We start from the raw sequence: 22,164 nt of genomic DNA on the forward strand, positions 1-22,164 counted from the left end.
CCTCAGTCCACGCAGGGGATCCCACCCGCCTTCACCGGCGGCCCCTGCATCGGCAGGCCCGCCGCCGGGTCGCCGGACGGGGCGCCCGTCGCGGCGGCGCCCGGGGGCACGGCGGTGGGGGCCGGGGTGCGGGCGGCGGCGAGGGTGAGCAGGATGTGGCCGGGCGCAACCGTGCCGGAGGGTGCGGCGGTGACCCCGTAGCGGCCCGCGAGCTGCTGGGCGTCGGCCTTCGCACCGCTTCCGTAGGCGACGGTGGTGACCTTGGTCCTGGCCGGGGCGTCGCCGATCCTGCCCGCCTGGTAACCGAGTTCGGCCAGCGCCTTGGACTCGTTGGAGGCCGCGCCGGCGCCGGCCGCCGCGTTGACGTCGACCACCGCCTTCGCTTGCCCGCTCGGCCCGCTCCGCGCAGCGGACGCGGTCGTCGCGGCCGACGCGGAGGCGGCGGGAGCGGCGCCCGCGTCGCCCGCGTCGCCCGGTGCGTCCCCGGCGGGAGCGGCCGCGGCGGCCGGATCGTGGTTGAACAACTGCCGGACGATCTTCTTGATCAGGTCCGGGTTGACGGTGTTGACCTCCTGCCCGCCGACCGTCCTGAACCCGGCGATCGGCAGGGTGTTGAACTCGACGTTGCCGCCCGTCAGGTTGGGCGCCTGCTGGGCGAAGTCGAGGATGTTCCACTCGTTGTCGATGACGACGTCCTTCTTCACCACCCCGAACAGCTTCTGCATCTGCCCGAAGTCGTTCAGGATCCCCTGCTGCTTGAGCTTGTACTCGACGGAGGAGATGAACGCCTGCTGCCGGTGGGTGCGGTCGAGGTCGCCGTTGGCGAGGTGGTGGCGCTGGCGGACGAAGGAGAGCGCCTGGGCGGCGTTGAGGGAGCTGATCCCGGCGGGCAGTTTGAGGCCGGTGCCGCCGCCCTCGTGGGTGGCGGTCCGGGCGGTGATCGGATCGTCCACCGGGTGGTTGAGGCAGACCTGGATCGGCTCCACCGCCTTGGCGATGTCGTAGAAGCCGATCAGGTTCACCTCCGCGAAGTGGTCGATCGGGACGTCCAGGAGGCTCTGCACGGTCTGGATGGTGGCCGAGCGGCCGGCCTCCCGGCTCTGCCGCTCCAGGTCCGCCTTGGAGAGCCCCTTGCCGGCCAGCTTCAGCTCGGCGGCGTCCTTCGCGATGCCGTACGCCTCCTTGATCTTGTGCATCCTGCCGTCGGCGCCGACGGTCTGCACGTAGTCGTCGCGCGGGACGGACAGCGCGGAGACCTTGCCGCCGTTGGCCGGGATGTGCAGCACGATCAGGGCGTTGGTGTTGTAGCCGCCGATCCCGCTGGAGCCCGCGTGCAGTTCGTCCTCCACGAACTGCTTGGGCAGGTCGTTGCCGTCCATGTCCTTGCGGCTGTCCAGACCGATCAGCAGCAGGTTGACGGACTTGTCGAGGTGCGGCGGGGCGTTCTTCTTCGCCTCGCTCAGCGCCATGGACTTGATCATGCCGTCGTCCAGGCTGCGGTACTCGTACCAGGTGAAGCCGCTGGCCCCGAGCACGGCGATGGAGACGGCGCAGGCCAGGGTGCGCCCGGCGACGGTCAGCGGGGCGGGGCCGCGACCCTGGGCCCGGTCGCGCGGGCCGCCGGCCCGGCCGGCACCAGCGGCACCACCGGCAGGAGGGGCACCACCGGTACGAGCACTGCCGTCGGTACGAGGGGCACTACCGGAACGAGGCGCACCGCCGGTACGACCGGGGACACCGGAACGGCCCGCGCCCCGGCCCCGGTTGTTGCGTTCAGCCACGACGGCTCCCCCCGGTCGGGGCGCCCGGACCGTCGGGTCGTCGCCGGTCGGGCACGGCCCGGCGGCGGTCGGCCACCGCCCGGCCGACGACCACCGCCAGCGCCACCCCCACCGCGGCGGCCATCACCGGGAACGCCTCGACGACCCAGCGCAGCGTGCCGGTCCCCAGGTTCCTGCCCCGGTACTTGTCGGGGTGCGCCGCGAACTCCACGCCCGCCGCGGCGAGCAGCACCACGACCGGAGCGGCCGTCACCACCCACCACCGGCCCGGCCGGCTGCACAGCGCCGCCGCGACACCCGTCCCGAGCACCGAGCCGGCCGCGAACAGCAGGCCGACGCCGGGCCCGCCCGACTCGTCCGCGACAGCGCCCAGTACGGGCAGCCCGACCGCGGAGCACGCGGCCACCAGACCGCCGCGCCGACGCGCCTGCTGCCGGCGGCGCGCCGCCCCCGTCCGCGGTGCCCGCGCCGACGGCTCCGCGCCGGCGTGAGCGGCGTGCGCGGCGTGCGCGGCGTCCACCGGGCCTCCCGGGGCTGCGGCCACCCGGGAGCGCTGGGCGGGGAAGGCACGGTCCTCGGGGCGCGGTCCCGCGTCCTGGTACGGCGTTCTCGCCCGCTGGCCGGCCATGCGCACTTCCCTCGATCGTTGCGGCTGCGGCGACGCGATCGCACCGCCGCGGTCGCCGGGACGCCTTCGGTCCCGGCGACGGACCCGTCTTCTACACCTCTGTAGAAGTAGGGCTGGAGCATACAAACCCATCTCACCAAAGTCACCCGCCGCCGACCGGCAGCAGGCGAACCGTTCGGTCGGCCGTCGTTAGGATGGTCATGATCCCCGCCACGTCGGCACACCATCAGGAACGCATCAGAGGAGCAGAGCGTCACCATGCTTGAGGGTCCGAAGAACCCGGCGGACAAGGCAACCGACCTCGCCCGCGAGCACGGTGACGTGATCGGGAAGGGCCTGGAGAAGGTCGGCGACGCGATCGACGACCGCACGGACGGCAAGTACAGCGGGCAGATCGACACCGGCGTCGAGAAGGCGAAGGACTTCCTCCGCACCCTCGACGGCGACCACGGGAGCGCCGAGTAACCTGCCGACGGAAGGCGGTCGACCGTACGGCGGTCGAACGGGCGCACGGGCGAAACGGGGAGGGACCGGCAGCGGTGAGCGAGGAACAGAAGGGCCCGGGCTGGGGGCGCTGGCTGGTGATCGGCGTCGTGGTCGTGGCCGGACTGGGCCTCGTCCGCGGCAACGGCCACGACGGCGCGACCTCCGCCGACCCCACGCCGTCCGCCGCGGCGTCGTCGGCGCCGGCGTCCGGCGGTGCGCCGTCGGCCGCCCCCTCGGCCGCACCGTCGAAGGCCTCGGGCCGCTACGACCCCGCCGACTACGCCGCGCCGGTGCGCCGGTTCGCCGCCGAGGCCGGGGTCAACCCGCAGCTGCTGATGGCGATCCTCTACAACGAGGCGTACAAGCCGCACGACCCCGAGCTCGAACGGGCCTGGCAGCGCAGCAAGCCGGACGCCTCCTTCGGCATCGCCAACATGCACCGGGCCGCGTTCGACGACACCAAGCCCGGCCGTCCCTTCGCCTCCCGCCGGTGGGAGGAGCTCCCGGACGACCGCGACCTCGCCGTCCAGGCCGCGGCGTGGCACCTGCACGACCTCGCCGAGCAGCTCCCGGCCCACCCGGGCGTGTCGCTGAGCCGCGACGAACTCGTCGCCCTCGGCTACAACGCGGGCGCGGGCAACATGCTGGCCTTCGCCCGGGGCGTCAAGATCGGCTCCCAGGCGCAGTCCTACCTGGACCGGCTGCGCGACAACTGGACGAAGTCCGGCGAGGCCGTGAAGTAGGCCGCGCCGCCGGGCCCGTGGGGTGGAGCGGGCGGGGCCCGCCCCCGTCCGCCCGGCACGCGGCGACGGGCGGTACGCGGGCGGGCCCCGGGACTGCCGACCGGTCAGACGCCCAGGCGGGCGGCCCACTTGGCGCGCCAGGCGAGCGCGTCGGCGACCCCCTCGGCGATGCCGCGGCGCGGCTGCCACTCCAGCAGCTCGCGGGCGGTGTCGACGGCGGCGTAGCAGCCGATCACGTCGCCGGGGCGCGGGCCCGCCTCGCGGACGTCGAGCCGGGCGCCGACGGCCTCCTCGAAGGCGGCGATCAGCTCGCGGACGGTGGTGCCGTCGCCCGTCCCGACGTTGATCACGCGGTAGCGGTCCGCCGCACCCGGGGCGACCACCCCGTCGAACCGCAGCAGCGCCGCGACGTGCGCCTCGGCGAGGTCCTGGACGTGGACGTAGTCGCGGATGCCGGAGCCGTCGCGGGTCGCCCAGTCGACGCCGGTCACGGTGAACGGCGCGCCGGTGGTGTGCGCCTCGATCAGCTTGCCGAGGGCGTGGGTGGGGTTGAGGTCCTGCAGTCCGGTGCGCAGCTGCGGGTCGGCACCGATCGGGTTGAAGTAGCGCAGGGCGATGACCCGCTGCCGTTGGGCCCCCTCGCCGCGGGTCCAGTCCTGGAGCACCTGCTCCATCATCTGCTTGGTGCGCGCGTACGGGCTGTTGGCGTCGACCGGGCAGCTCTCGTCGACGCGGGCGTCGGGGGTGGGCGCGTAGATGGAGGCGGAGCTGCTGAAGACGACGCGGGTGCAGCCGTGCCGCTGGAGGGACTCCAGGAGTTCGACGGTCTTGGCGACGTTCTCCCGGTAGTAGTACAGGGGCTTGGCCACGGACTCCGGTACGACGATCTTCGCGGCGCAGTGCACGGTGGCGTCGATGTCCGGGTGGTCGGCGAAGATCCGGTCGAGCAGGGCGGCGTCGGCGATGTCGCCCCGGTAGAAGATCCGGTCCTCGACGAACTCGGCCCGGCCCTTCGAGAGGTCGTCCAGCACGACCGGGGTGATCCCCCGGTCGAGCAGGGCGGACGCCACCGTGCTCCCGATGAACCCCGCCCCGCCGGTGATCAGCACCTTCTTCATCCGCGGACGCTCCCTTGCGATCGGCCGGGCGCCCGGTGGCGCCCGATGACCGAGGAGGACGTCGGTTCGTGCCCTGCTGGTTCCCCGGCGGGGCGCCCCGACGGCCGGGGGCGGGCGGCTGCGGGCCGGCGGCTCAGGCCCGGCGGCGACGGAACCAGAGGCCGGCACCGGTCAGCAGGACGACCGCGACGGCGGTGCCGACGGCGGCCCAGGTGGTGGCGTCGGAGGTGGTCTCGTGCGCGGTGGCGGCCGTGGTCTCGCGGACGGGTCCGGCGGTGGCCCCCTGCGTGGCGGCGGGGCCGGAGGTGGCGGACCGGGTGGGAACGGGCGCCGGGGTCGGGGCGGTCCCGGAGCCCGTCCCCCGGGTCGGGCCGGCGGTCGGCTGGGGCGGCGTCGGGTGGGCCGCGGTGCCCGCGGGCACCGGGTCGTCGATCGCGGTCGCGTCGACGTCGAGCTCGCGCTGGGCGTGCCCCAGCGAGGGGAACGCGCACTCCACGGTCACCGTCCAGTGCCCGGCGGGGACGATCTCCCGGGTGGTGTACGTCCCCGGCTGACCCGGGACGGCGACCAGGCGCCAGGGCCCGACGGCGCGGCCGTCCGCGGCGGTGGCGGAGAGCGTTCCGGCGAACTCCTCGGTGACCGGGTCGTGGTCGTTCTCCCAGGTGGCGACGGTGCTGACGTGGCCGTTCTGCTGGCCGGTGACATCGAGGTGGACGGTGTCGCCGTGGGAGACCGCGGGCGTGGCGGCGGCGAGGACGGCCGCCGCGGCCAGGACGGCGGCGGCGAGGATCGAGCGGGTTCGCATGGCGGGACTCCTCGTGGCGGTGTGGGGAACGGGCGCGGGAAGCGGTGAGCCGGGCGCGGCCGCCACTGGGTGAGTGGCGGCCGCGCCCGGCGTGTCGGTCCGAACGGCTCACGGGCTCGGCGACTTTCGGCCGGCGGCTGTCGGCCGGCGGCTAGCGAGCCGGTCCGACGGGCCCGCGGGCCGGCGGTCCAGCCGGCGTCACGAGGTCTTCAGCAGCGACCAGTTCTGGTACGGCTTGCCGTTCGGCTGCTGCAGCTCCAGCAGCCAACCGCCGTAGTACCAACGGTTGCTGAGCCCCAGCGCCAGCGAGCCGCCGTCCGCCGTCACGGTGAAACCGCCGTCACCGGCGTTGAGCTGCCACTTCTGCGCGGCGGCGTCCGAGCACGGCTGCTGGGCCACGTACTGGCCGGCGACCACGGCACCGCCGAGCTGCAGGCACTTGTTGGAGCGCACGGACTTGATCCGCACCGCGCCGTTCCCGGCGTCCTCGAACTGCCACTTCTGGTTGGCGTAGCCGGTGCGCTGGTAGGCGATGGCCACGGTGCCGTCGTTCATCGAGCTGCCCCACAGGTCGGCCGCCTGGCCGGTGAGGCTGTTGACCATGGTGTAGCTCGCACCCGGCTGCGGGCGGCCCGCGTCGGTGACGGTGCGGAAGGTGGCGGCGCGGCCGGGCTTGCCGACCGCACCGGCGGCGTCGCGGACGGCGACGGCCACGGTGTACGAGGTGCCGGGGGCGAGGCGGACCACGCCGACCACGGTCGAGTGGACGGTGCCGATGGTCTGGCCGTTCAGCAGGACGTCGTAGCCGGCGGCGGCGGGAGCCGCCTTCCAGCTCAGCATCACGGAGTTCTGGGTGATCTGGCTGACGCCCACGTCAGGGCCGCCGGTGCCGGTCGTCGACGTCGGAGTCGGGGTCGGGGTCGGCGTCGGGGAGCCGGTCGGCGTGGGGGTGGTGCCGCCGGTGGGCGTCGGGGTCGGAGTGGGCGTGCGGGTCGGCGTGGCCGTCGGAGTCGGGGTCGGAGTGGGCGTGGGCGTCGGGTTCGGGTTGCTGCCGCCGCCGGAGATGAGGAAGCGGTTGTTGGCGACGTTCCAGTGCGTGGTGAGGTAACTGCCCGGCGCGGGCGAGGTGTTGTAGTAGTCGTCGTGGTTGCAGTCGAGCCGGTCGTCATGGGCGCGGTCCGGGCAGACGGTCCGCATCTGCGGGTAGTTGGGTGCGTCCGAGTAGCACATGATGTCCCACTCGTCGACGCAGTGCCCGGCCTTGCTGGAGTTGGGGGCGCTGTTGTTCACCGCACCCAGGTTGTGGCCGAGTTCGTGCGCCGCGGTGCTGCCGCTCCAGCAGCCGGAGTCGGTCCGGCCGTACGAGGGACCGAAGTTGCTGAGGTTGTCCTGGCTGGGGCGCTCGTCCCCGGCGAAGGTGCCGATCCCGCAGTACACCTTGGCGTCGGTGAACATCATGTACTTGCGGTCCTTGCGGTTGAACCCCTGCGCGGCCAACGCCCGGTTGCTCGCGTTGAAGTCCTGGATCTCGGAGTCGGAGATCTGCACGTTCAGCACGGACGCGGTGCAGTCGGACTCGGTGACGAAGCGGACGTGCCGCTCGCCGCCGGTCTCCGCGGCACTGGCGTTGTAGATGACGTCGACGTCGGCGGCCCACTTCTTGAACGAGGGCAGGTACTGGGCGAAGCGGTCGTTGCCCGGCGAGTGCACGTACACCACCTGGACGCGGTTGCCGCTGCTGCCGTCACCGTCACAGAGGACCTTGGACCCGGCGGGCGCCGTGGGAGCGGCCGGCGAGGCGTCCGCGGCGGCGCTGCCCGAGCCTCCGAGCAACGTCTTCTGGGTGGCGTCCAGGACGGGCGCGCCGCCCTTCAGCAGGTCGGCGGCGGCCGGCGGCTGGGCACCGGCCGACGGGGTGAGCGCGGGCGCCTGCGCGGCCGGGGCCGCGACCGGGGCGACGTCCTGACGGATGTCCACGCCCTTGGGCGGCACGTCCGGGCCGTGGCTGCACTGGGTGCTGCCGGTGACCTCCAGGGTGCCGCCGCAGCGGTCGCTGCTGGGCAGGCTCAGTCCGGCGTAGACCAGTCCGCGGTCGGGCTCGTCCTTGGGTATCGCCTTGAGCGGCGCGGCCTTCTGGTCGCGCTTCGGGGCGGGCGCCTGGGTGGCGCCCTCGGCGGTGCCGGTCTCGCCCGGCCCGCCGTCGTCGCCGACCAGTCCGGCCTGCGATCCCGAGCTGTCGACCGCGTCAGCCGCGGCCGTGACGGCGCTGTTCGCGCCCGTCGGCTCCAGCGCGGTGCGGATGCCGAGCGTCCCCGCCACCAGTCCGGCCGCCACTACTGCGGCGACCAGGACGCTCCTGCGGGTGAGCCTGCGGCGCTTGCGCCGGCGAAGCTCGCTGCTCCGGTGTCCCATCGCGTTCCTTTCCTCGTGCGACGACCCGCGCCCTGTGGTGAAGAGGGGCTCGGGCCTTCCGACACTCAGGAGAGCCAGTGGGACTGGTGGGAATAACAGAAACCTCTTGCGAATTTCTTCGACCAGTTCGACCGGGCCGTCGGCTCGGCGCGGTGGCATACGAAGCACCGGGCGCCGGCCCGGCCGGCGGCGGGGATCGTCCGGTGCGGATCAGGAGCCGGGGAGCGCACCCGGGGCGTGTGACGGTCGACACATGACGTGCGGCGGGTGACGGCCGGTGTGACGGTCGGTGTGTGACGGGCGGTGTGACGGCCAGTCACCCCGACACGGGATCAGGCCGCAGCCTTCTCGGCCCCCGGGCCGAAGGCCGCCCCGACCGCGGCGGCGCCGCAGCCGCCGTGCAGCCGGGCCAGGGCGCCCGCCAGGGCGACGTGGTCCCCGGTGAGCCAGAGCCGCAGGGCCGCGGAGAGCGCGGCGCTGGCCGACCCGGCGAGCGGCCCGCCGGTGCGGGCGAGCCGCTCGCCGAGCAGCGGCAGCAGGTCCGCGACCGGCGCGGGCAGCCACAGGGTCAGGGCGAAGGGCGCGGGCCGGGCCAGGACGCGCTGCAGCGGCAGGACGGACGCGTCGTCGTGCAGGGCGGGGACGATCTCCAGCAGGCCGTCCACCGCCACGTCGGACACGTCACCGCGGTGCCCGCGCGCCAGCTCGCGCAGCAGCGCCCGCTCGGCCGCGGTGATCCGGACGGTCAGCATGACCTCGTCGCAGTCCATGGTCCCGGTCCCCTGTCGTGGAGTTCGTGGAGTGGAGTACTGGCGTACTGGGAGTTCGTGGAAACCCGTGTGCGGTGGTGCCGTGCCGTTGTCGTGTCAGTTCCGTGCCGACAACAGGGTTCCTGCCCCGATCCGGCCGCCCGACACCGGCTCGATCAATCCGTAATGGCCGTCATAGCGGCGGTAGAGCACCCGGACCCGGTCGTCGCCGGGCCCGGTGTAGCCGACGAAGGGGCGGCCGCCGAGCCAGAGCCGACGGGCCGCCTCGGCGAGTTCGAGCCGCGGCAGGGGCCGGCTGCCCGCGGCGCACGCCTCCACGACACCGCTCGACGGGCAGCGGTGCACCAGGCCGTCCCGTCCGGTCGTCACGTCCGCGAAGAGGTGGAACCGCCGGTCCAGCGCGAGCAGTTCGCGCGCGGCCTGCCCGGGGGTACGGCGGGCGAGCAGCACGGTCTTGTGCCGGGCGATCCGCCGCCGGGCCAGCGGGCGCTCGACGTACTGCGGGCGGTAGGCGCTCTCGTACGTGACGGCGAAGCCGATGTCGCCCTGCTCGCGCAGCCGGACGGCCCGCCCCGCGAGCGTCCCCAGCACCAGGTCGACGGCCTCCCGGGCCGTTCCGGTGGCCAGCTGCACCCGCAGCGGCCCGGCGTCGTCGAGTCGGACGTCCGCCTGCGCGAGCGCGGGCCGGCTGATCGACCGGTCGCGCGCCCGGGTGAGCCGCAGCCGCAGCGCGCGGGCTCCGGGGCCGAGCGCGGTGGCCGTGTCCAGCGCCCGGGCCCTGGCGTACTCGGCGTCCTCGCGCGGCAGCTCGCCGCGGATCTCCACCCGGACGTCGAGTGCGGGCCGGTGGCGCAAACGGGTCATCAGGCTCCTCCTTCTCCGCCACCATGCTGGCCCTCCCACGACCCCGCGGCGAGGGTCCAAAGACCCTGCGGCCGGGCCCCGTCGGGGACCTTCCGACCCGGGCCATCCGCGCAGGTCAGCCCGGATCTCCGGACGGGCCCGGACGACACGGCGGGATCGGCCGTTGGAGTGATCCCCGCGCGTTCGGCGCAACGCCCGTGGAACCGGCGCGTTTGCCATGGCGAGCGCCCTGGTGCGCGCGGGGTCCGCGCTGGCCGGGCCCCGAGCCGCGGTCGGCCCGCCGGTGCCCACCCGCACCGCCCGGCGCCTGCCCCTCTGTGGAAGGTTGTGTCATGACCCTGCTGACCGAGTCCCGGAAGCGGATCGTCCCCCCGAGAAGCGCGCCGCGCCCCTCCCCCCTGGCCCGGTCCGCCGTCCCGCCGCTCGCCCCCGGCGCGCTCCCCGGCCTCGGACACGCCGCCGCCCTGCTCCGCGACCCGCTCGGCTTCCTCGGCTCCCTCTCCCCCCACGGCGGCGTGGTCCGCATCCGCCTCGGTCCGCGGACCGTCTGCGTGGTCACCGACGCCCGGCTGGTCCACACCCTGCTGGTCGCCCTCGCCCACGACTGCCCGCGCGGCGCCGTCCAGGACACCCTCAAGACGGCCTTCGGCGACGGCCTGCTGATGTCCGAGGGCCAGGCCCACCGCGACCGGCGCCGGATCATCCAGCCCGCCTTCGGCCCGGACCGGATGGGCGAGTACCTGGCCGTGATGCACCGGGTCACCGAGGAGCGGGCCGGGCGCTGGCACCCCGGCCAGGTCCTGGACGTGGCCAAGGAGATGAACCACCTGGCGCTGGAGATCGTCACCCGCTCGCTGTTCGGCGCCCGGCTCAGCGAGGACGCCACCCTGGCCTTCCACCGGGCGCTGCCGGACATGGTGAAGGGCCAGATCGTCCAGTCCCTCTACCCGACCCCGTCGCTCGCCCGGCTGCCGCTGCCCGTCAACCGGCGCTTCGACGCCGCCGTGCGGGTGCTCAACCAGGTCGTCGACCAGGCCGTCAACGGCCCCACCGAGAGCCCGGGTTCGGAGGACGGACCCGGCCCTTCGCAGGAGGGACCCGGCACCCTGCCCGCCCTGCTGCGCGCCGCGACCGACCCGGCCACCGGCTGTCCGCTCACCGAGGCCGACGTCCGCTCCGAGGCGATCACCATGTTCGGCGCGGGCACCGAGACCGTCTCCACCACCCTCACCTGGCTGCTCGACGAACTGCTGCGCCACCCCGAGGTGGAGGCGCGCGTCCTGGCCGAGCTGGACGAGCACCTGCCCGCCGGCGCCGTCCCCACGCCCGCGGCGCTGGCCCGGCTCACGTACACCAGGAGCGTCACCCAGGAGGTGGTGCGTCTGCACGCGCCCAACGCCTTCCTGATGCGCACCGCCCGCGTCCCGGTCGAGCTCGGCCCGTACCGGATCCCGGCCGGCACCGAGCTGCTGTACAGCCTCACCGCGCTGCACCGCGACCCGGTGCGCTACCCCGAGCCGCTCGCCTTCCGCCCCGAGCGCTGGCAGGACGGCGGCGGCGGCCGGCCGTCCTTCCTGCCCTTCGGCGCGGGCAAGCACAAGTGCATCGGGGAGGCCTTCGCCTGGGCGGAGCTGACCGTCGCGGCGGCCGCGATCCTGCGCCGCTGGCGGCCGGTGGCCGTAGCGGGCTCACGGGCCCGGGAGGTGGTGTGGACGACGGTCCAGGCGCAGGGGCTGCGCGTCCGACTGGCGCCGCGCGAGCAGCGGGCGGGCGGCTCCCGGCGGGCGGCCCGCGGGGAGCGGACGGCGGACGGCCGGGGTGCGGCGTCCTCCTGCGACGAACCTGCGACAGCGGGCCGCTGTCCGTTCACCGGAGCCCCTGCGGCGAGCCCGGCGAGCCGCCCGCCCGGCGAGCTGCACGCCGCCGCACGACGACACGACGACTGGGCGGTCCGCCACGGCCTGCTCACCCCCGCGCAGCTGCCCGGCTACCGCGCCTACGCCCTGCAGGAACTGATCGGCCAGGCCTTCCCCCGCACCCGGGGCACCGAACTCGACCTGCTGCTGGACATGCTGGGCTGGTTCACCATCCTGGACGACCGCTTCGACGGCACCCCCGGACGCCGCCCCGCCGAGGCGCACGCCCTCGTGGACCCGCTGATCTCCGTCCTCGACGGCGGCGACACCCCGCCGCAGTCCCGACTCCTCGACTCCTGGCGGGAACTGTGGGACCGCCAGCGCGCCTCGATGTCACCCGCCTGGCGCGCCCGGGCGGCCCGCGAGTGGCGGGAGTGCCTGGCCACCTTCCCCGCCGAGGCCGAGCACCGCGCCCGCGGCACCGTGCCCGCCCACGGCCTCGGCCTGACGGACACCATGCGGCTGCGCCGACACGGCAGCTGCCTCTACCCGTTCATGAACATACTGGAACGGGTCCACGGCGCCGAGGCCCCCGCCGCCCTGCACGCGGATCCCGCACTGCACCGCCTGCGCGCCCACACCGCCGACGCCGCCACCCTGATCAACGACCTCTACTCGCTGGAGCGGGAGGAACGGCAGACCGCGGCCGCCTTCAACACCGTGCTCACCCTGCAGCGGGCCCGCGGCTGCACCCGCAGCCGCGCCGTCCGCGCCGTGCGGGACCGGGTGGCGGCGCTGCGCCGGGAGAGCGAGGCGCTGCGCCGCGACCTGCAGCGCCGCCACCCGGCCGGGCGCTGGTACCTGGACGGGACCAGGGAGCTCGTCGCGGGCGTGCAGGCCTGGAGCAGCACCAGCGGCCGCTACCTGGTCCCGGACGACGGGCGGCGCCGCTGAGCAACCGGCGCGGTCGGCACCCCTGAGCAGCCGGCGCGGTCGGCGGCGCCGAGCCGGCCGCCCCGGCCGCGCTACTTCCGACCGCCGAGCGCGAACAGCAGCAGCACGAAGCCGGCGAACAGGTGCGTGGCGAAGATGTAGATGCCCGCGCGGATGAGCATCGCCTTGCGGCGCCTCTTCTCGTCGCTGGTGCCGTCGCTCGTGCTGTCGCTCATGGTGGGTGGTTCTCCTCGGATCTGTCGGACGGGCCGGGCGCGGCTCAGCGGAGCTGCCGGCCGCCGGACGCGCGCAGCTCGGTGAGCAGCGCGCCCTGGTCGGTGATCAGCTCGGTGAGGATCCTGCGCGCCGCGCGCAGCAGGTCGGCGACGTCCGGGGTGCTGAGCGCGTACACCACGGTGTTGCCCTCGCGGGTGGCCGTGACGAGCTGGGTGCGGCGGAGCACCGCGAGCTGCTGGGAGAGGTTCGACGGTTCGACCTCGATCTCCGCCAGCAGCTCGCGCACCGGCCGGGGTCCGTCCTGGAGCAGTTCCAGGACCCGGATCCGTACGGGGTGGCCGAGGGTGCGGAAGAACTCCGCCTTGGCCTGGTACAGCGGGACCGGCATCGTCCGCGCGCCTCCCTCGGGGCCGGATCGGGTCCGGCTCGGTGGTCGTCCTGGCCGGGCGGTCCGTGCCGCGGCCGGTAGGCATCATCGCGGACAGATGAAGACTTCTTCAAGTCGTCACAGCTTGACGACTCCCGGTCACCGCGCGCACGGGCGGCCCACCGCGCACCGGCGCCCGCGCCGGGGCATGCCGACGCCGAGCCCGGGACGCTGCCAACTCCCGGGCTCGGCAGTCACGGTGACGAGCCGTCAGCAGACTACAGGCACATCGACCGTGACCGGGGCCGGTCCTCGCCACATCGCCTCGACGGAGAAGGATGCGTGCACGGTCGAACCGCACGGCACCGTCGCGGTGATCCCGTCGACGCGCACCGTGCTGACCGTGAAGACGGTGCGACCGTTCACCGCGCCGAGCGAGTTGCCGCCGGCCACGTCGGCCGACAGCCGGGTGAGCAGCTCCTGCGGCGCCGGCGGCCACGGGGTGCCCGGGGACGGCGGGCCGGCCAGCCCGATCTGCCCGTAGAGCACGACGCTGTCGCCGGTGACGTCGGCGCAGACCTTGGTGGACAGGCCGGCCTGGAGGCCGGACCACCCGCAGGTGGTGACGGTACCGGTGGCGGCGGGGGCGGCAACAGGGGCGGCGGCCGTCTGGGTCGCGGCGAGTGCCGGCACGGGCGTCGCGAACAGGGCGACGGCGCCGGCGGCGCCCGCCGAGATCCTGGCGATGCGGTTCATGGGTTGCTCCTTGGGAGACGAGGACGGTCAGAGACAGGTGGCGTGGTACATATGACATTTCATAGGCCCACGGACAGAAACTGTGCCATGCGATTCCTATGCCCGAGTGCGTTTCACCCTTAGAAGTGCCGCCTCGACCGAAACCAGACCTTCGATGGCGCGATCACCCCCGGACGGGCGAACGCCCATAACCCGCCGGGCAACGCCCGCGTTGACCCCAGGTGAACCGACTCCGCACCGCCGCCGCAGCCGTCCTCGCCACCGTCGCCCTGCTGGCCGCCGCCCCACCGCCCGCGGCACTCCTGGGCACCGAGATCCGTCGGCTCCCCACCGACGAACGCGTCCTCGCACTGACCTTCAACGCCGCCTGGAACGAGACCGGGCTCGACGCCGTCCTCGCCGTCCTGCGCGACCGCGGCGTCCCGGCCGCGTTCTTCCCCACCGGCGACTTCGCCGACCGCCACCCCGGAGCGGTCCGCGCCATCGCCGCCGCCGGGCACGGCCTCGGCAACCACTCCTACAGCCACCCCCACTTCTCCGCCCTCACCGCCGACCGGGCCCGCTCCGAGGTCCGGCGCGCCGACACCGCGATCCGCCGCGCGGCCGGGACGGAACCGCTGCCGTTCTTCCGCTTCCCGTACAGCGAGACCACCCCGCAGAGCATCACCACCGTCAACGAACTCGGCTACGCCGACCTGGAGTTCACCGCCGACACCAACGGCTACCTGGGCCCCGGCCACGGCATGACGGCGGACCGCGCGGTCGAACGCGCCCTCGCCGCGCTCACCCCGGGCGCCGTCCTCCAGCTCCACGTCGGCGCCACCGACGAGGGCGGGCCGGACACCTGCCTCGACGCCGAAGCGCTCCCGCGCATCATCGACGGGGCACTGGCGCGCGGCTACCGCATCATCGACCTGCGGACGCTGCTCGACCGGTGAGCCCCGCCGGCGGGCCGGCCGGGCCTCGAAGCACCGGCGCCGCCCCGCCCGCCGGCCGCCCCGACGGTCACCCGAGCGAGGCGCGCAGGGCGTCGACCCGGGAGACGGCGGCGGTGAAGGCGCGGCGGTCGAGCCGGCCGTCGTCGAGGGCGGCGGCCAGGGCCACCGCGGCGTCCTCGGCCTGCTGCGGGTCACGGGCGGAGCAGAGCATCAGGTCCATCCCGGCCTCGGCGGCGGCCACCGCCCGGTCCCCGGTGTCCCCGTACGGGGCGAGCGCGCCGGCCTCCATGGCGTCGGTGACGGTCACGCCGTCGAAGCCGAGCCGCACGCGGAGCTCGCCCTGGATGACGGCGGGCGACAGCCCGGCCGGGCGTTCCGGGTCCAGCGCCGGGTACACCGCCCAGGAGGCCATCACCAGCCGCACGCCCGCCGCGATGGCGGACCGGTAGGGGGCCTCGTCGTGGGCCCGGATCCGCGCCAGCGGGGCGGTGAGGGTGACCGGGCCCTCGTCGGTGTTGGCCCCGCGGACGGCGGCGCCGAGGCCCGGGAAGTGCTTGGCGGTCGCGGCCACGCCGAGACCCTGCTGGGCGGCGAGGAAGGCGGTGCCCAACTGGGCCACCGTGGAGGGGTCCTGGCTGTAGGAGCGCTCGGCGTGGTCGATGAAGTTGTCCGGGGTGTCGTAGACGTCGAGCACCGGGGCGAGGTTGACGTTGAGGCCGGCGTCGGCCAGGTTCCGGGCGGCTCCGATCCCGGATTCGACCGCGGCGGCCGGCGGGTTCGCAGCCGACCCGGTGCGGCGGGCGGAGAGTTCGGGCGCGCCCGGCAGTCGACGGACCTTGCCGCCCTCCTGGTCGGTCATCAGCAGCAGGGCCCGCGGCTCCGGTGCCTCGGCGGCGGCCTGCTTCAACGCGGCGACGGCCTCGGCCAGTTGGTCCGGGCCGGTGATGTTCTCACCGAACAGGATGACCCCGGCCGCGCGACCCTCCCGGATCGTCTGCAGCACCCCGGGCGGTGGCGTCGGCCCCGCGTACGAGAGCACGATCCGCCGTCCGGCGAGCACCCGCGAGTCCTCCTGGTCCTGGGTGGCCACGGCGACGGTCCTCTCGGGGTGGGCGCTACCGGCCACGGAAGCCGATCCGACCGGTACGGGGCCGAGCGCGGCCCCCAGGGCCGTCAGCACCACTCCGAACCGGGCGGCTCGTCGGAAGGCGGCCATCACGTCTCCTGGATCGATGGGAGTGACTGGAGCGATGCAACGTCGGAGCGATGCAGCGTCGGAGCGGTTCGGTCGACGGCGGACCACGGCCCGTCAGCGTACCCGGGCCCGACCCGCCGGTTCCCTCCCCGCACCAGCTTCGTCCGGTACTCCGATCGGCGCTACACCGCAGGGCCATAGGGTGGACGCGTGTTCGACCGACTGGAGATCAGGATCCTGCCGCCGGGCCGGCGCCTCACCGCCGAGCTGCGGGTCCGCGTCAACGACGAGGACCTGGTGGCCGAGGCGGCCGGGCCCGACGGCCAGGGGCCCTGGGCCGGTCTGCTGTTCCCCGACGGCCGCCCGAGCCCGCTGCACGCGACCGGCGAACCGCACCGCGTCCGCCTGGGCGAACCGGAGTGCACCGGCGGGTGCTGCGGTTACCTCTCGGCCGAGGTGCAGCGCTTCGGGAACGTCGTCCGCTGGTCCGCCTGGGAGGTGCCTGACCAGCAGTCCCGCCCGCCGGAGTTCGACTTCGAGGCGGAGCAGTACGACGCCGAACTCGCCCGTGCCGCGGCCGACCCCTGGTGGCACGCCGCCCGGCCCGCCCCGCCCCCGGCCGTCACGACCGACGGAGCTGCGCCGGGAGTGTGAGGGCGGGCAGGCCCTCCGGCTTCCCCTCGTCGTCCACCCGGGTGTCCTCGGGGTAGCGGGCGCACTCCGCGCCGGCGCTGAGGTGGAGGTAGCCGTTCGCGTAGTCCACGGTGGCGGAGACACTGGCCGGGACCGCGTCGGCGGCGGACCCGGCGGAGCCGGAGGGCGCGACGGCGCCACCCGGCTTCGGCGGCTCCAGGACGAGCCGGACGCGGTCGGGCTCCCGGGACACGGTGACCGTCCACCCCTGGCCGTTCAGCGTTCGCTCCGCGCTCCGGACGGCGGCCTCCGCCTGCGCAGCAGTGAGCCCCCGGACGCTGAAGCCCGCGTGGATCGCGGCGGTGCGGGGCTCGTGCGGAGCGGAGTCGTCGATGCCGTCGAGGGCGTGGGCGAACCCCCGGCGGTGGCAGTCGTAGACGTCGGCCTCGACGGCCGGGGTGACCTGCGGGTCGAGCTCCGGAGCCGGCGACAGGCCGAACGCGTCGTAGGCGGCCAGGAGCCGGTCGTTCACCCGCGTCGCGGTGGCGGCCGGGTCGGCCGTCGGGTACGGCTCGCCCGCCCAGGCGCGGCCGAGGCTCCGTACGCCGAACACGACGCCGAACACCAGGGTGGTCGCCAGGCCGAGGCCGATGACCAGGTAGGCCGCGTTGCGAGCGCGTCGAGGGGCCGGGGATCCGTTCTCCATGGTCGTCATCGTGCCCGGAGCCGGCCGGCCGCTGCCTGAGTAGCCCTCCGCTTCCGTCCTGAGTACCCGTACTCGTTTGCCCGCCGGGCGGGCGTCCGGGCCGCCCGCTCACCCCGACCGGCGGAGCAGTCGGCCGAGGACGGCGACGCCCGCGCTGATGTCGGGCGGTGAGCCCGCCGCGTAGCCGAGGACGAGTCCGGGCGGGTACGGCAGCCGGGTGTGCCAGGACAGCGGCTGGACCTTCACGCCCAGGGCCAGCGCGGCGGTGGCCAACTCGGTGTCGGTGCAGCCGGGTTCCTCCGGCAGGGTGAGCATCAGGTGGAGACCGGCCGCCGCGCCGTGGACGGTGGCGCCGGGGAGGTGGGTGCGGATGGCGGCGATCATGGCGTCCCGGCGGCGCCGGTGGCGGCGGCGCAGCAGCCGCAGGTGGCGGTCGAGTTCGCCGGATTCCATCAGCCGGGCGAGGACGAGCTGCGGCAGCACCGGGTTGCCGAGGTCGGCGAAGCGTTTGGCGTCGAGGACGGCGTCCCGGAGGCGGGCCGGCACCAGCAGCCACCCGGTGCGCAGCGCGGGGGCGAGCAGTTTGGAGATGCTGCCCGCGTAGCAGACCCGGTCCGGCAGCGCGGCCCGCAGCGCCGGGACGGGCGGGCGGTCGTAGCGGTGTTCGGCGTCGTAGTCGTCCTCGATGACCAGGCCGCCCTCGGCCGCCCAGCGCAGCAGTTCCCGGCGGCGCTCGCCGCCGAGGACGACACCGGTCGGGTACTGGTGGGCGGGGGTGAGCAGGACGGCCGGCGCTCCGGTGGCGCGCAGGGCGTCTACCCGGATGCCCTCGGCGTCGACCGGCACGGGCGGGGTGGCGGCGAGCCAGTGGGCGAGGTGCTGCCGGGCGCCGAGCGAGCCGGGGTCCTCGACGGCGACCTCGGTGATGCCCGTCCGCCCGAGGGCGCGGCCGAGCAGGGCGAGGGCCTGGGCCGTGCCGGCGACGACCAGCACCTCGTCGGGGTCGGCGCGGATGCCCCGGTTGCGGGCGAGCCAGTGGGCGACGGCCCGGCGCAGCGCCGGGGTGCCGCGGACGTCACCGTAACCGAGGTCGGGCGCGGCGAGGCCGTCGAGGACGGCGCGTTCGGCGCGCAGCCAGGCGGCGCGGGGGAAGGCGGCAAGGTCGGGCACGCCAGGGGTGAGGTCGATCCGGGCGGGGGTGCCGCGCAGCAGGTCGAACACCTCGGGGTCGGGGTCGTCCCGGAAGAGGGCGGGCGCCAGGGCGGGCGCCGTCGGCGCCGGAGGGCGGAGCGATTCCGGGGCGGGCACGGCGGGCGGGGCCGGGGCGGCGACCACGACGGTGCCGCCCCGGCCCCGTCCGGCGATCTGCCCCTCCTCGGCGAGGCGGCGGTAGGCGTCGGTCACCACGCCGCGGGAGACGCCGAGTTCGGCCGCCAGCACCCGGCTGGCGGGCAGCCGGCTGCCGGTCGGGAGCCGGCCGTCGGCGACGGCCTCGCGCAGTCGGCGGGCGAGCCAGTCGGTGAGGCCGCCCGACGGGGCGTCGGCGGTGTCGAGCTGCAGGAAGTCGGCGCCGGTCTCCCGGGGGCCTCCGGGCTCTTTGGACCTGTCGGTCGGGCTGGTTTTGGACCTGTTCACCGGACCATGGTGGCGCGAGGGTGGTGGCCATGACCACGGAAACGGCCCGGCCGACACACCGGAACGAGAACGAGAACGACGGCACGACCTACGTCCACGGCTACTCGGACACCGAGGCGCGGCGCCTCGGGGACCAGGCGGACACCCTGGCCGAGTTGCTGCACGCGGGCACGGCGTACCCGGCGGGCAGCCGGGTGCTGGAGGCGGGCTGCGGGGTGGGGGCGCAGACGGTGCACCTGCTGGCCGCCGGCCCGGGGATGCTGCTGACCGCGATGGACCTCTCCGCGGACTCGCTGGCGCAGGCCCGCGCCCGGGTGGCGGCGCAGGCACCGGACGCGGACGTCAGCTGGCACCACGGCGACCTGCACCGGATGCCGTTCCCGGACGGCGCGTTCGACCACGTCTTCCTCTGCTTCGTGCTGGAGCACCTGCCCGACCCGGCGGCCGGGCTGGCCGCGCTGCGGCGGGTGCTGCGGCCGGGCGGGACGATCACGGTGATCGAGGGTGACCACGGCTCGGCCTTCTTCCACCCGCAGAGCCCGGCCGCCGGCCGCACGATCGACCACCTGGTCCGCCTCCAGGCCGCGGCGGGCGGCGACGGTCTGCTCGGCCGTCGCCTGCACCCGCTGCTGACGGCGGCCGGGTTCACGGACGTGACGGTGCGCCCGCGGACGGTCTACGCCGACGGCGGCCGCCCCGAGCTGGCGGAGGCCTTCACGCTGCGCACCTTCGTCGCCATGGTCGAGGCGGTCCGGGCGGAGGCGCTGGCCGCCGGGCTGACCACGGCGGAGGACTTCGACCGGGGCATCGCGGACCTGCGCCGCGCGGCCGAGCCGGGCGGGACCTTCCACTACACCTTCTTCAAGGCGGTCGCGGTCAACCCGTGAGGATCCGTCAGTCCGGGCTGTCCCCGAGGGTCGCCAGCAGGGTGCGCATGGCGTCGACCAGCGCGGCCGTCCGGGCGTCGTCCAGTCCCTCCAGGAGGCCGAACTCGGTGGCGAGGTGGTCGGGCAGGGCGCGGTCGATCAGGGCGTGGCCCTCGGGGGTGAGGGCGACCTCGCGGCTGCGGCCGTCCTGGTCGCTGCGGGTCCGGGTGACCAGGCCGCGGGCCTCCAGCCGGTCCAGGCGCTGGGTGATGGCGCCGGAGGTGACCATGGAGGACTGCATCAGGCCGGTGGGGGTGAGGCGGTAGGGCGGGCCGCTGCGCTTGAGGGTGGCGAGGACGTCGAAGGAGGCGGCGTCCAGGCCGTGTTCGGCGAAGGTGCGGTTGAGCGCCGCGTCCACCAGGCGGTACAGGCGCTTGAGCCGGCCGAACACCTCCATCGGGGAGACGTCGAGGTCGGGACGCTCGGCGGCCCACTGCGCGACTACGCGGTCCACATGATCTGCCACGGCACCAGGGTAGGCGATCGGACCTCGGTCCCTTAGCGGTGAGGTAACTGTGAGCCACGTCACCCACGGGCGACGGTGAAGAATGTCTTAGCGCTGAGATACATTGGCTTAGTGCTAAGACATCGCCTCGCCATCGTGCTGGTGACGGCCCTCGCCCCCGCCGTCTGGGGGACGACGTACCTCGTCACCACCGAGCTGCTGCCGCCCCACCGCCCCCTGCTCGCCGCCGTCATCCGCTGCCTGCCTGCCGGGCTGCTGCTGATCGCCCTCACCCGCCGACTGCCGAAGGGCAGCTGGTGGTGGCGCTCCCTGGTCCTCGGCGCGCTCAACATCGGAGCGTTCCAGGCCCTGCTCTTCATCGCCGCCTACCGCCTCCCCGGCGGCATCGCCGCCACCGTCGGCGCCGTCCAGCCGCTGCTGACCGCCGGACTCTCGGCCGCCGTCCTCGGCGACCGGCTCACCCTGCGCACCGTGCTGTCCGGCATCGCGGGCGTGGCGGGCGTGAGCCTGCTGGTCCTGCGGGCCGGCGCCGAACTCGACGCGCTCGGGGTCACCGCCGCGCTCGGCGGCGCCGCGGTCATGGCCGCCGGCGTCGTGCTCTCCAAGCGCTGGGTGTCGCCCGCCCCGCTGCTCGCCACCACCGGCTGGCAGCTCACCGCCGGCGGCCTGCTGCTGGTACCGCTCACGCTGCTCACCGAAGGCGCGCCGCCGACCCACTACACCGCCGCCAACGTGCTCGGCTACGCCTACCTGTGCCTGATCGGCGCGGCCCTCACCTACGCGCTCTGGTTCCGCGGGCTCCGCTCGCTGCCGCCGACCTCGCTCTCCTTCCTCTCCCTGCTCAGCCCGGTGGTCGCGACCCTGATCGGCTGGCTGGCGCTCGGACAGAACCTCAGCCCGCTGCAGGCGCTCGGCGCCCTGGTCGTGCTCGGTTCGCTCGTCGTCGCCCAGACCCGGCGGCCCGGCGCCACCGCCGGGTCGACGCCGGTGGCCCGCTCGGCCGCCGCACCGCCGGTGCGCGAGAACGTCTGACCCTCCCGGTCGGAGTCCCGCGCCGCGGGATCCCCACCGGTGTCCCGGACCCCGCGCCCCCGAGCCGGCGTCCCCGAGCCCCCGTTCCCGATCCCGCATCCCGCGTTCCCAAGCCCGCATCCCGCATCCGGTCCGACCCCCGGTCCGGCCCCCATCCGAGGAGAACTCCCCATGCGCATCACCGTGTTCGGCGCCACCGGAAACGTCGGCAGCCGGGTCGTGGCCGAGGCGATCGCCCGCGGCCACGAGGTCACCGCCGTCGTACGGGACCCGGCCAAGCCGCACGGCCTGCCCTCCGCCGTCACCCTCGCCGTCGCGGACGCCCGCAACCCCGAGGACGTCACCCGGGTGACCGCGGGGCAGGACGCGGTGATCACCGCCACCCGCCCGGTGCCCGGCAGCGAGCACGAACTGGCCGTCGCCACCGAGGGACTGCTGGCCGGCGTCGCCGGCACCGGCGTCCGACTGCTGGCCGTCGGCGGCGCGGGCAACCTCGTCGTCCCGGGCACCGACGGCACGACCCTCGTCGAGACCCCCGGCTTCCCCGCCGAGATCCGGCCGATCGCGCTGGCCTGCGGCGAGCAGTTCGACCTCTACCGCGCGGCCGACGCCGACGTCGACTGGACGTACCTCAGCCCGGCCGCGCTGCTCGAACCGGGCGTGCGCACAGGCCGGTTCCGGCTCGGCCGGGACGAGCTGCTGCTCGACGCCGACGGCAACTCGGCGATCTCCATGGAGGACCTCGCCGTCGCCCTCCTCGACGAGGTCGAGACGCCCGCCCACCGCCGCGCCCGGTTCACCGCCGCCTACTGACGGCCGGCGGCGGCCTCCACGGGGGTGGGGCCGCCGCCCGCCACCCCCGCCCGGAACTGGAGGC

The 22,164-nt window shown here is 75.0% G+C and carries 22 protein-coding genes; 8 read left to right on the forward strand and 14 right to left on the reverse strand.

The window, feature by feature from the left end; genetic code table 11:
- Positions 1-2: 2 nt before the first annotated feature.
- Positions 3-1,535: an LCP family protein gene (locus tag ABT048_RS10300; protein WP_350520906.1), complete on the reverse strand. Its 1,533-nt coding sequence runs from the start codon at positions 1,533-1,535 to the stop codon at positions 3-5.
- A gap of 238 nt (positions 1,536-1,773) precedes the next feature.
- A complete protein-coding gene (locus ABT048_RS10305; protein ID WP_350520907.1) occupies positions 1,774-2,409 on the reverse strand; it encodes a DUF6542 domain-containing protein in 636 nt (211 codons plus the stop codon).
- A gap of 258 nt (positions 2,410-2,667) precedes the next feature.
- Here ABT048_RS10305 and ABT048_RS10310 point away from each other — a divergent pair, with 258 nt between their 5' ends.
- A complete protein-coding gene (locus tag ABT048_RS10310) occupies positions 2,668-2,874 on the forward strand; it encodes an antitoxin (protein ID WP_350520908.1) in 207 nt (68 codons plus the stop codon).
- Positions 2,875-2,948: 74 nt separating this feature from the next.
- Entirely contained in the window at positions 2,949-3,638 is a 690-nt protein-coding gene (locus ABT048_RS10315) for a lytic transglycosylase domain-containing protein (RefSeq protein ID WP_350520909.1), read from the forward strand.
- Positions 3,639-3,742: 104 nt separating this feature from the next.
- Here the strand turns inward: ABT048_RS10315 and galE are convergent, their stop codons facing one another.
- From galE to ABT048_RS10340, 5 genes are all read right to left on the reverse strand, one after another.
- Positions 3,743-4,756 (reverse strand): UDP-glucose 4-epimerase GalE, encoded by a 1,014-nt coding sequence (gene galE, locus ABT048_RS10320; protein WP_350520910.1) that lies wholly within the window; start codon positions 4,754-4,756, stop codon positions 3,743-3,745.
- 133 nt (positions 4,757-4,889) lie between these two features.
- Positions 4,890-5,561, reverse strand: coding sequence for a hypothetical protein (locus ABT048_RS10325; RefSeq protein WP_350520911.1), 672 nt, complete (start codon positions 5,559-5,561; stop codon positions 4,890-4,892).
- A gap of 198 nt (positions 5,562-5,759) precedes the next feature.
- A complete protein-coding gene (locus ABT048_RS10330) occupies positions 5,760-7,973 on the reverse strand; it encodes an RICIN domain-containing protein (protein ID WP_350520912.1) in 2,214 nt (737 codons plus the stop codon).
- A 332-nt stretch (positions 7,974-8,305) separates the two neighbouring features.
- Positions 8,306-8,743 (reverse strand): hypothetical protein, encoded by a 438-nt coding sequence (locus ABT048_RS10335; RefSeq protein WP_350520913.1) that lies wholly within the window; start codon positions 8,741-8,743, stop codon positions 8,306-8,308.
- A 96-nt stretch (positions 8,744-8,839) separates the two neighbouring features.
- Positions 8,840-9,607 (reverse strand): sigma 54 modulation/S30EA ribosomal C-terminal domain-containing protein, encoded by a 768-nt coding sequence (locus tag ABT048_RS10340; protein WP_350520914.1) that lies wholly within the window; start codon positions 9,605-9,607, stop codon positions 8,840-8,842.
- A 332-nt stretch (positions 9,608-9,939) separates the two neighbouring features.
- Here ABT048_RS10340 and ABT048_RS10345 point away from each other — a divergent pair, with 332 nt between their 5' ends.
- Positions 9,940-12,417, forward strand: a complete 2,478-nt coding sequence (locus ABT048_RS10345) for a cytochrome P450 (protein WP_350520915.1) — start codon at positions 9,940-9,942, stop codon at positions 12,415-12,417.
- Positions 12,418-12,488: 71 nt separating this feature from the next.
- Here the strand turns inward: ABT048_RS10345 and ABT048_RS10350 are convergent, their stop codons facing one another.
- The 3 genes from ABT048_RS10350 to ABT048_RS10360 form a co-directional block, all read right to left on the reverse strand.
- Positions 12,489-12,632 carry a DUF6126 family protein gene (locus ABT048_RS10350; protein WP_350520916.1) on the reverse strand — a complete coding sequence of 48 codons (144 nt, stop codon included), beginning with the start codon at positions 12,630-12,632 and terminating at the stop codon, positions 12,489-12,491.
- A gap of 44 nt (positions 12,633-12,676) precedes the next feature.
- A complete protein-coding gene (locus ABT048_RS10355; protein WP_350520917.1) occupies positions 12,677-13,021 on the reverse strand; it encodes an ArsR/SmtB family transcription factor in 345 nt (114 codons plus the stop codon).
- 249 nt (positions 13,022-13,270) lie between these two features.
- Positions 13,271-13,756 carry a hypothetical protein gene (locus ABT048_RS10360; RefSeq protein WP_350520918.1) on the reverse strand — a complete coding sequence of 162 codons (486 nt, stop codon included), beginning with the start codon at positions 13,754-13,756 and terminating at the stop codon, positions 13,271-13,273.
- A 221-nt stretch (positions 13,757-13,977) separates the two neighbouring features.
- Here ABT048_RS10360 and ABT048_RS10365 point away from each other — a divergent pair, with 221 nt between their 5' ends.
- On the forward strand, positions 13,978-14,694 hold the full coding sequence (locus tag ABT048_RS10365) for a polysaccharide deacetylase family protein (protein ID WP_350520919.1): 717 nt from the start codon (positions 13,978-13,980) through the stop codon (positions 14,692-14,694).
- Between the two features lie 67 nt (positions 14,695-14,761).
- On the opposite strand, the gene ABT048_RS10370 is transcribed toward ABT048_RS10365, so the two are convergent.
- Positions 14,762-15,910 (reverse strand): glycoside hydrolase family 3 N-terminal domain-containing protein, encoded by a 1,149-nt coding sequence (locus tag ABT048_RS10370; protein WP_350520920.1) that lies wholly within the window; start codon positions 15,908-15,910, stop codon positions 14,762-14,764.
- Between the two features lie 189 nt (positions 15,911-16,099).
- On the opposite strand from ABT048_RS10370, the gene ABT048_RS10375 reads away from it, so the two are divergent.
- Entirely contained in the window at positions 16,100-16,543 is a 444-nt protein-coding gene (locus ABT048_RS10375) for a hypothetical protein (RefSeq protein WP_350520921.1), read from the forward strand.
- Here ABT048_RS10375 and ABT048_RS10380 read toward each other — a convergent pair.
- Positions 16,512-17,228 carry a hypothetical protein gene (locus ABT048_RS10380; protein WP_350520922.1) on the reverse strand — a complete coding sequence of 239 codons (717 nt, stop codon included), beginning with the start codon at positions 17,226-17,228 and terminating at the stop codon, positions 16,512-16,514. The genes ABT048_RS10375 and ABT048_RS10380 overlap by 32 nt on opposite strands.
- 108 nt (positions 17,229-17,336) lie before the next feature.
- Positions 17,337-18,863: a MocR-like pyridoxine biosynthesis transcription factor PdxR gene (gene pdxR / locus ABT048_RS10385; RefSeq protein ID WP_350520923.1), complete on the reverse strand. Its 1,527-nt coding sequence runs from the start codon at positions 18,861-18,863 to the stop codon at positions 17,337-17,339.
- A 29-nt stretch (positions 18,864-18,892) separates the two neighbouring features.
- Between pdxR and ABT048_RS10390 the strand changes: the two genes are divergently transcribed.
- The gene (locus ABT048_RS10390; RefSeq protein ID WP_350520924.1) at positions 18,893-19,750 is read left to right on the forward strand and encodes a methyltransferase domain-containing protein; all 858 of its coding nucleotides are present in this window, start codon (positions 18,893-18,895) and stop codon (positions 19,748-19,750) included.
- Positions 19,751-19,757: 7 nt separating this feature from the next.
- Here ABT048_RS10390 and ABT048_RS10395 read toward each other — a convergent pair whose 3' ends face one another.
- Positions 19,758-20,255 carry a MarR family winged helix-turn-helix transcriptional regulator gene (locus ABT048_RS10395; RefSeq protein WP_350520925.1) on the reverse strand — a complete coding sequence of 166 codons (498 nt, stop codon included), beginning with the start codon at positions 20,253-20,255 and terminating at the stop codon, positions 19,758-19,760.
- A 111-nt stretch (positions 20,256-20,366) separates the two neighbouring features.
- Here ABT048_RS10395 and ABT048_RS10400 point away from each other — a divergent pair, with 111 nt between their 5' ends.
- A complete protein-coding gene (locus tag ABT048_RS10400) occupies positions 20,367-21,287 on the forward strand; it encodes an EamA family transporter (protein WP_350520926.1) in 921 nt (306 codons plus the stop codon).
- A gap of 171 nt (positions 21,288-21,458) precedes the next feature.
- Positions 21,459-22,100 carry an NAD(P)-dependent oxidoreductase gene (locus ABT048_RS10405; RefSeq protein ID WP_350520927.1) on the forward strand — a complete coding sequence of 214 codons (642 nt, stop codon included), beginning with the start codon at positions 21,459-21,461 and terminating at the stop codon, positions 22,098-22,100.
- Positions 22,101-22,164 lie beyond the last annotated feature (64 nt).

The organism is Kitasatospora sp. NPDC096140, from assembly GCF_040303045.1.
Classification (GTDB): Bacteria; Actinomycetota; Actinomycetes; order Streptomycetales; family Streptomycetaceae; genus Kitasatospora.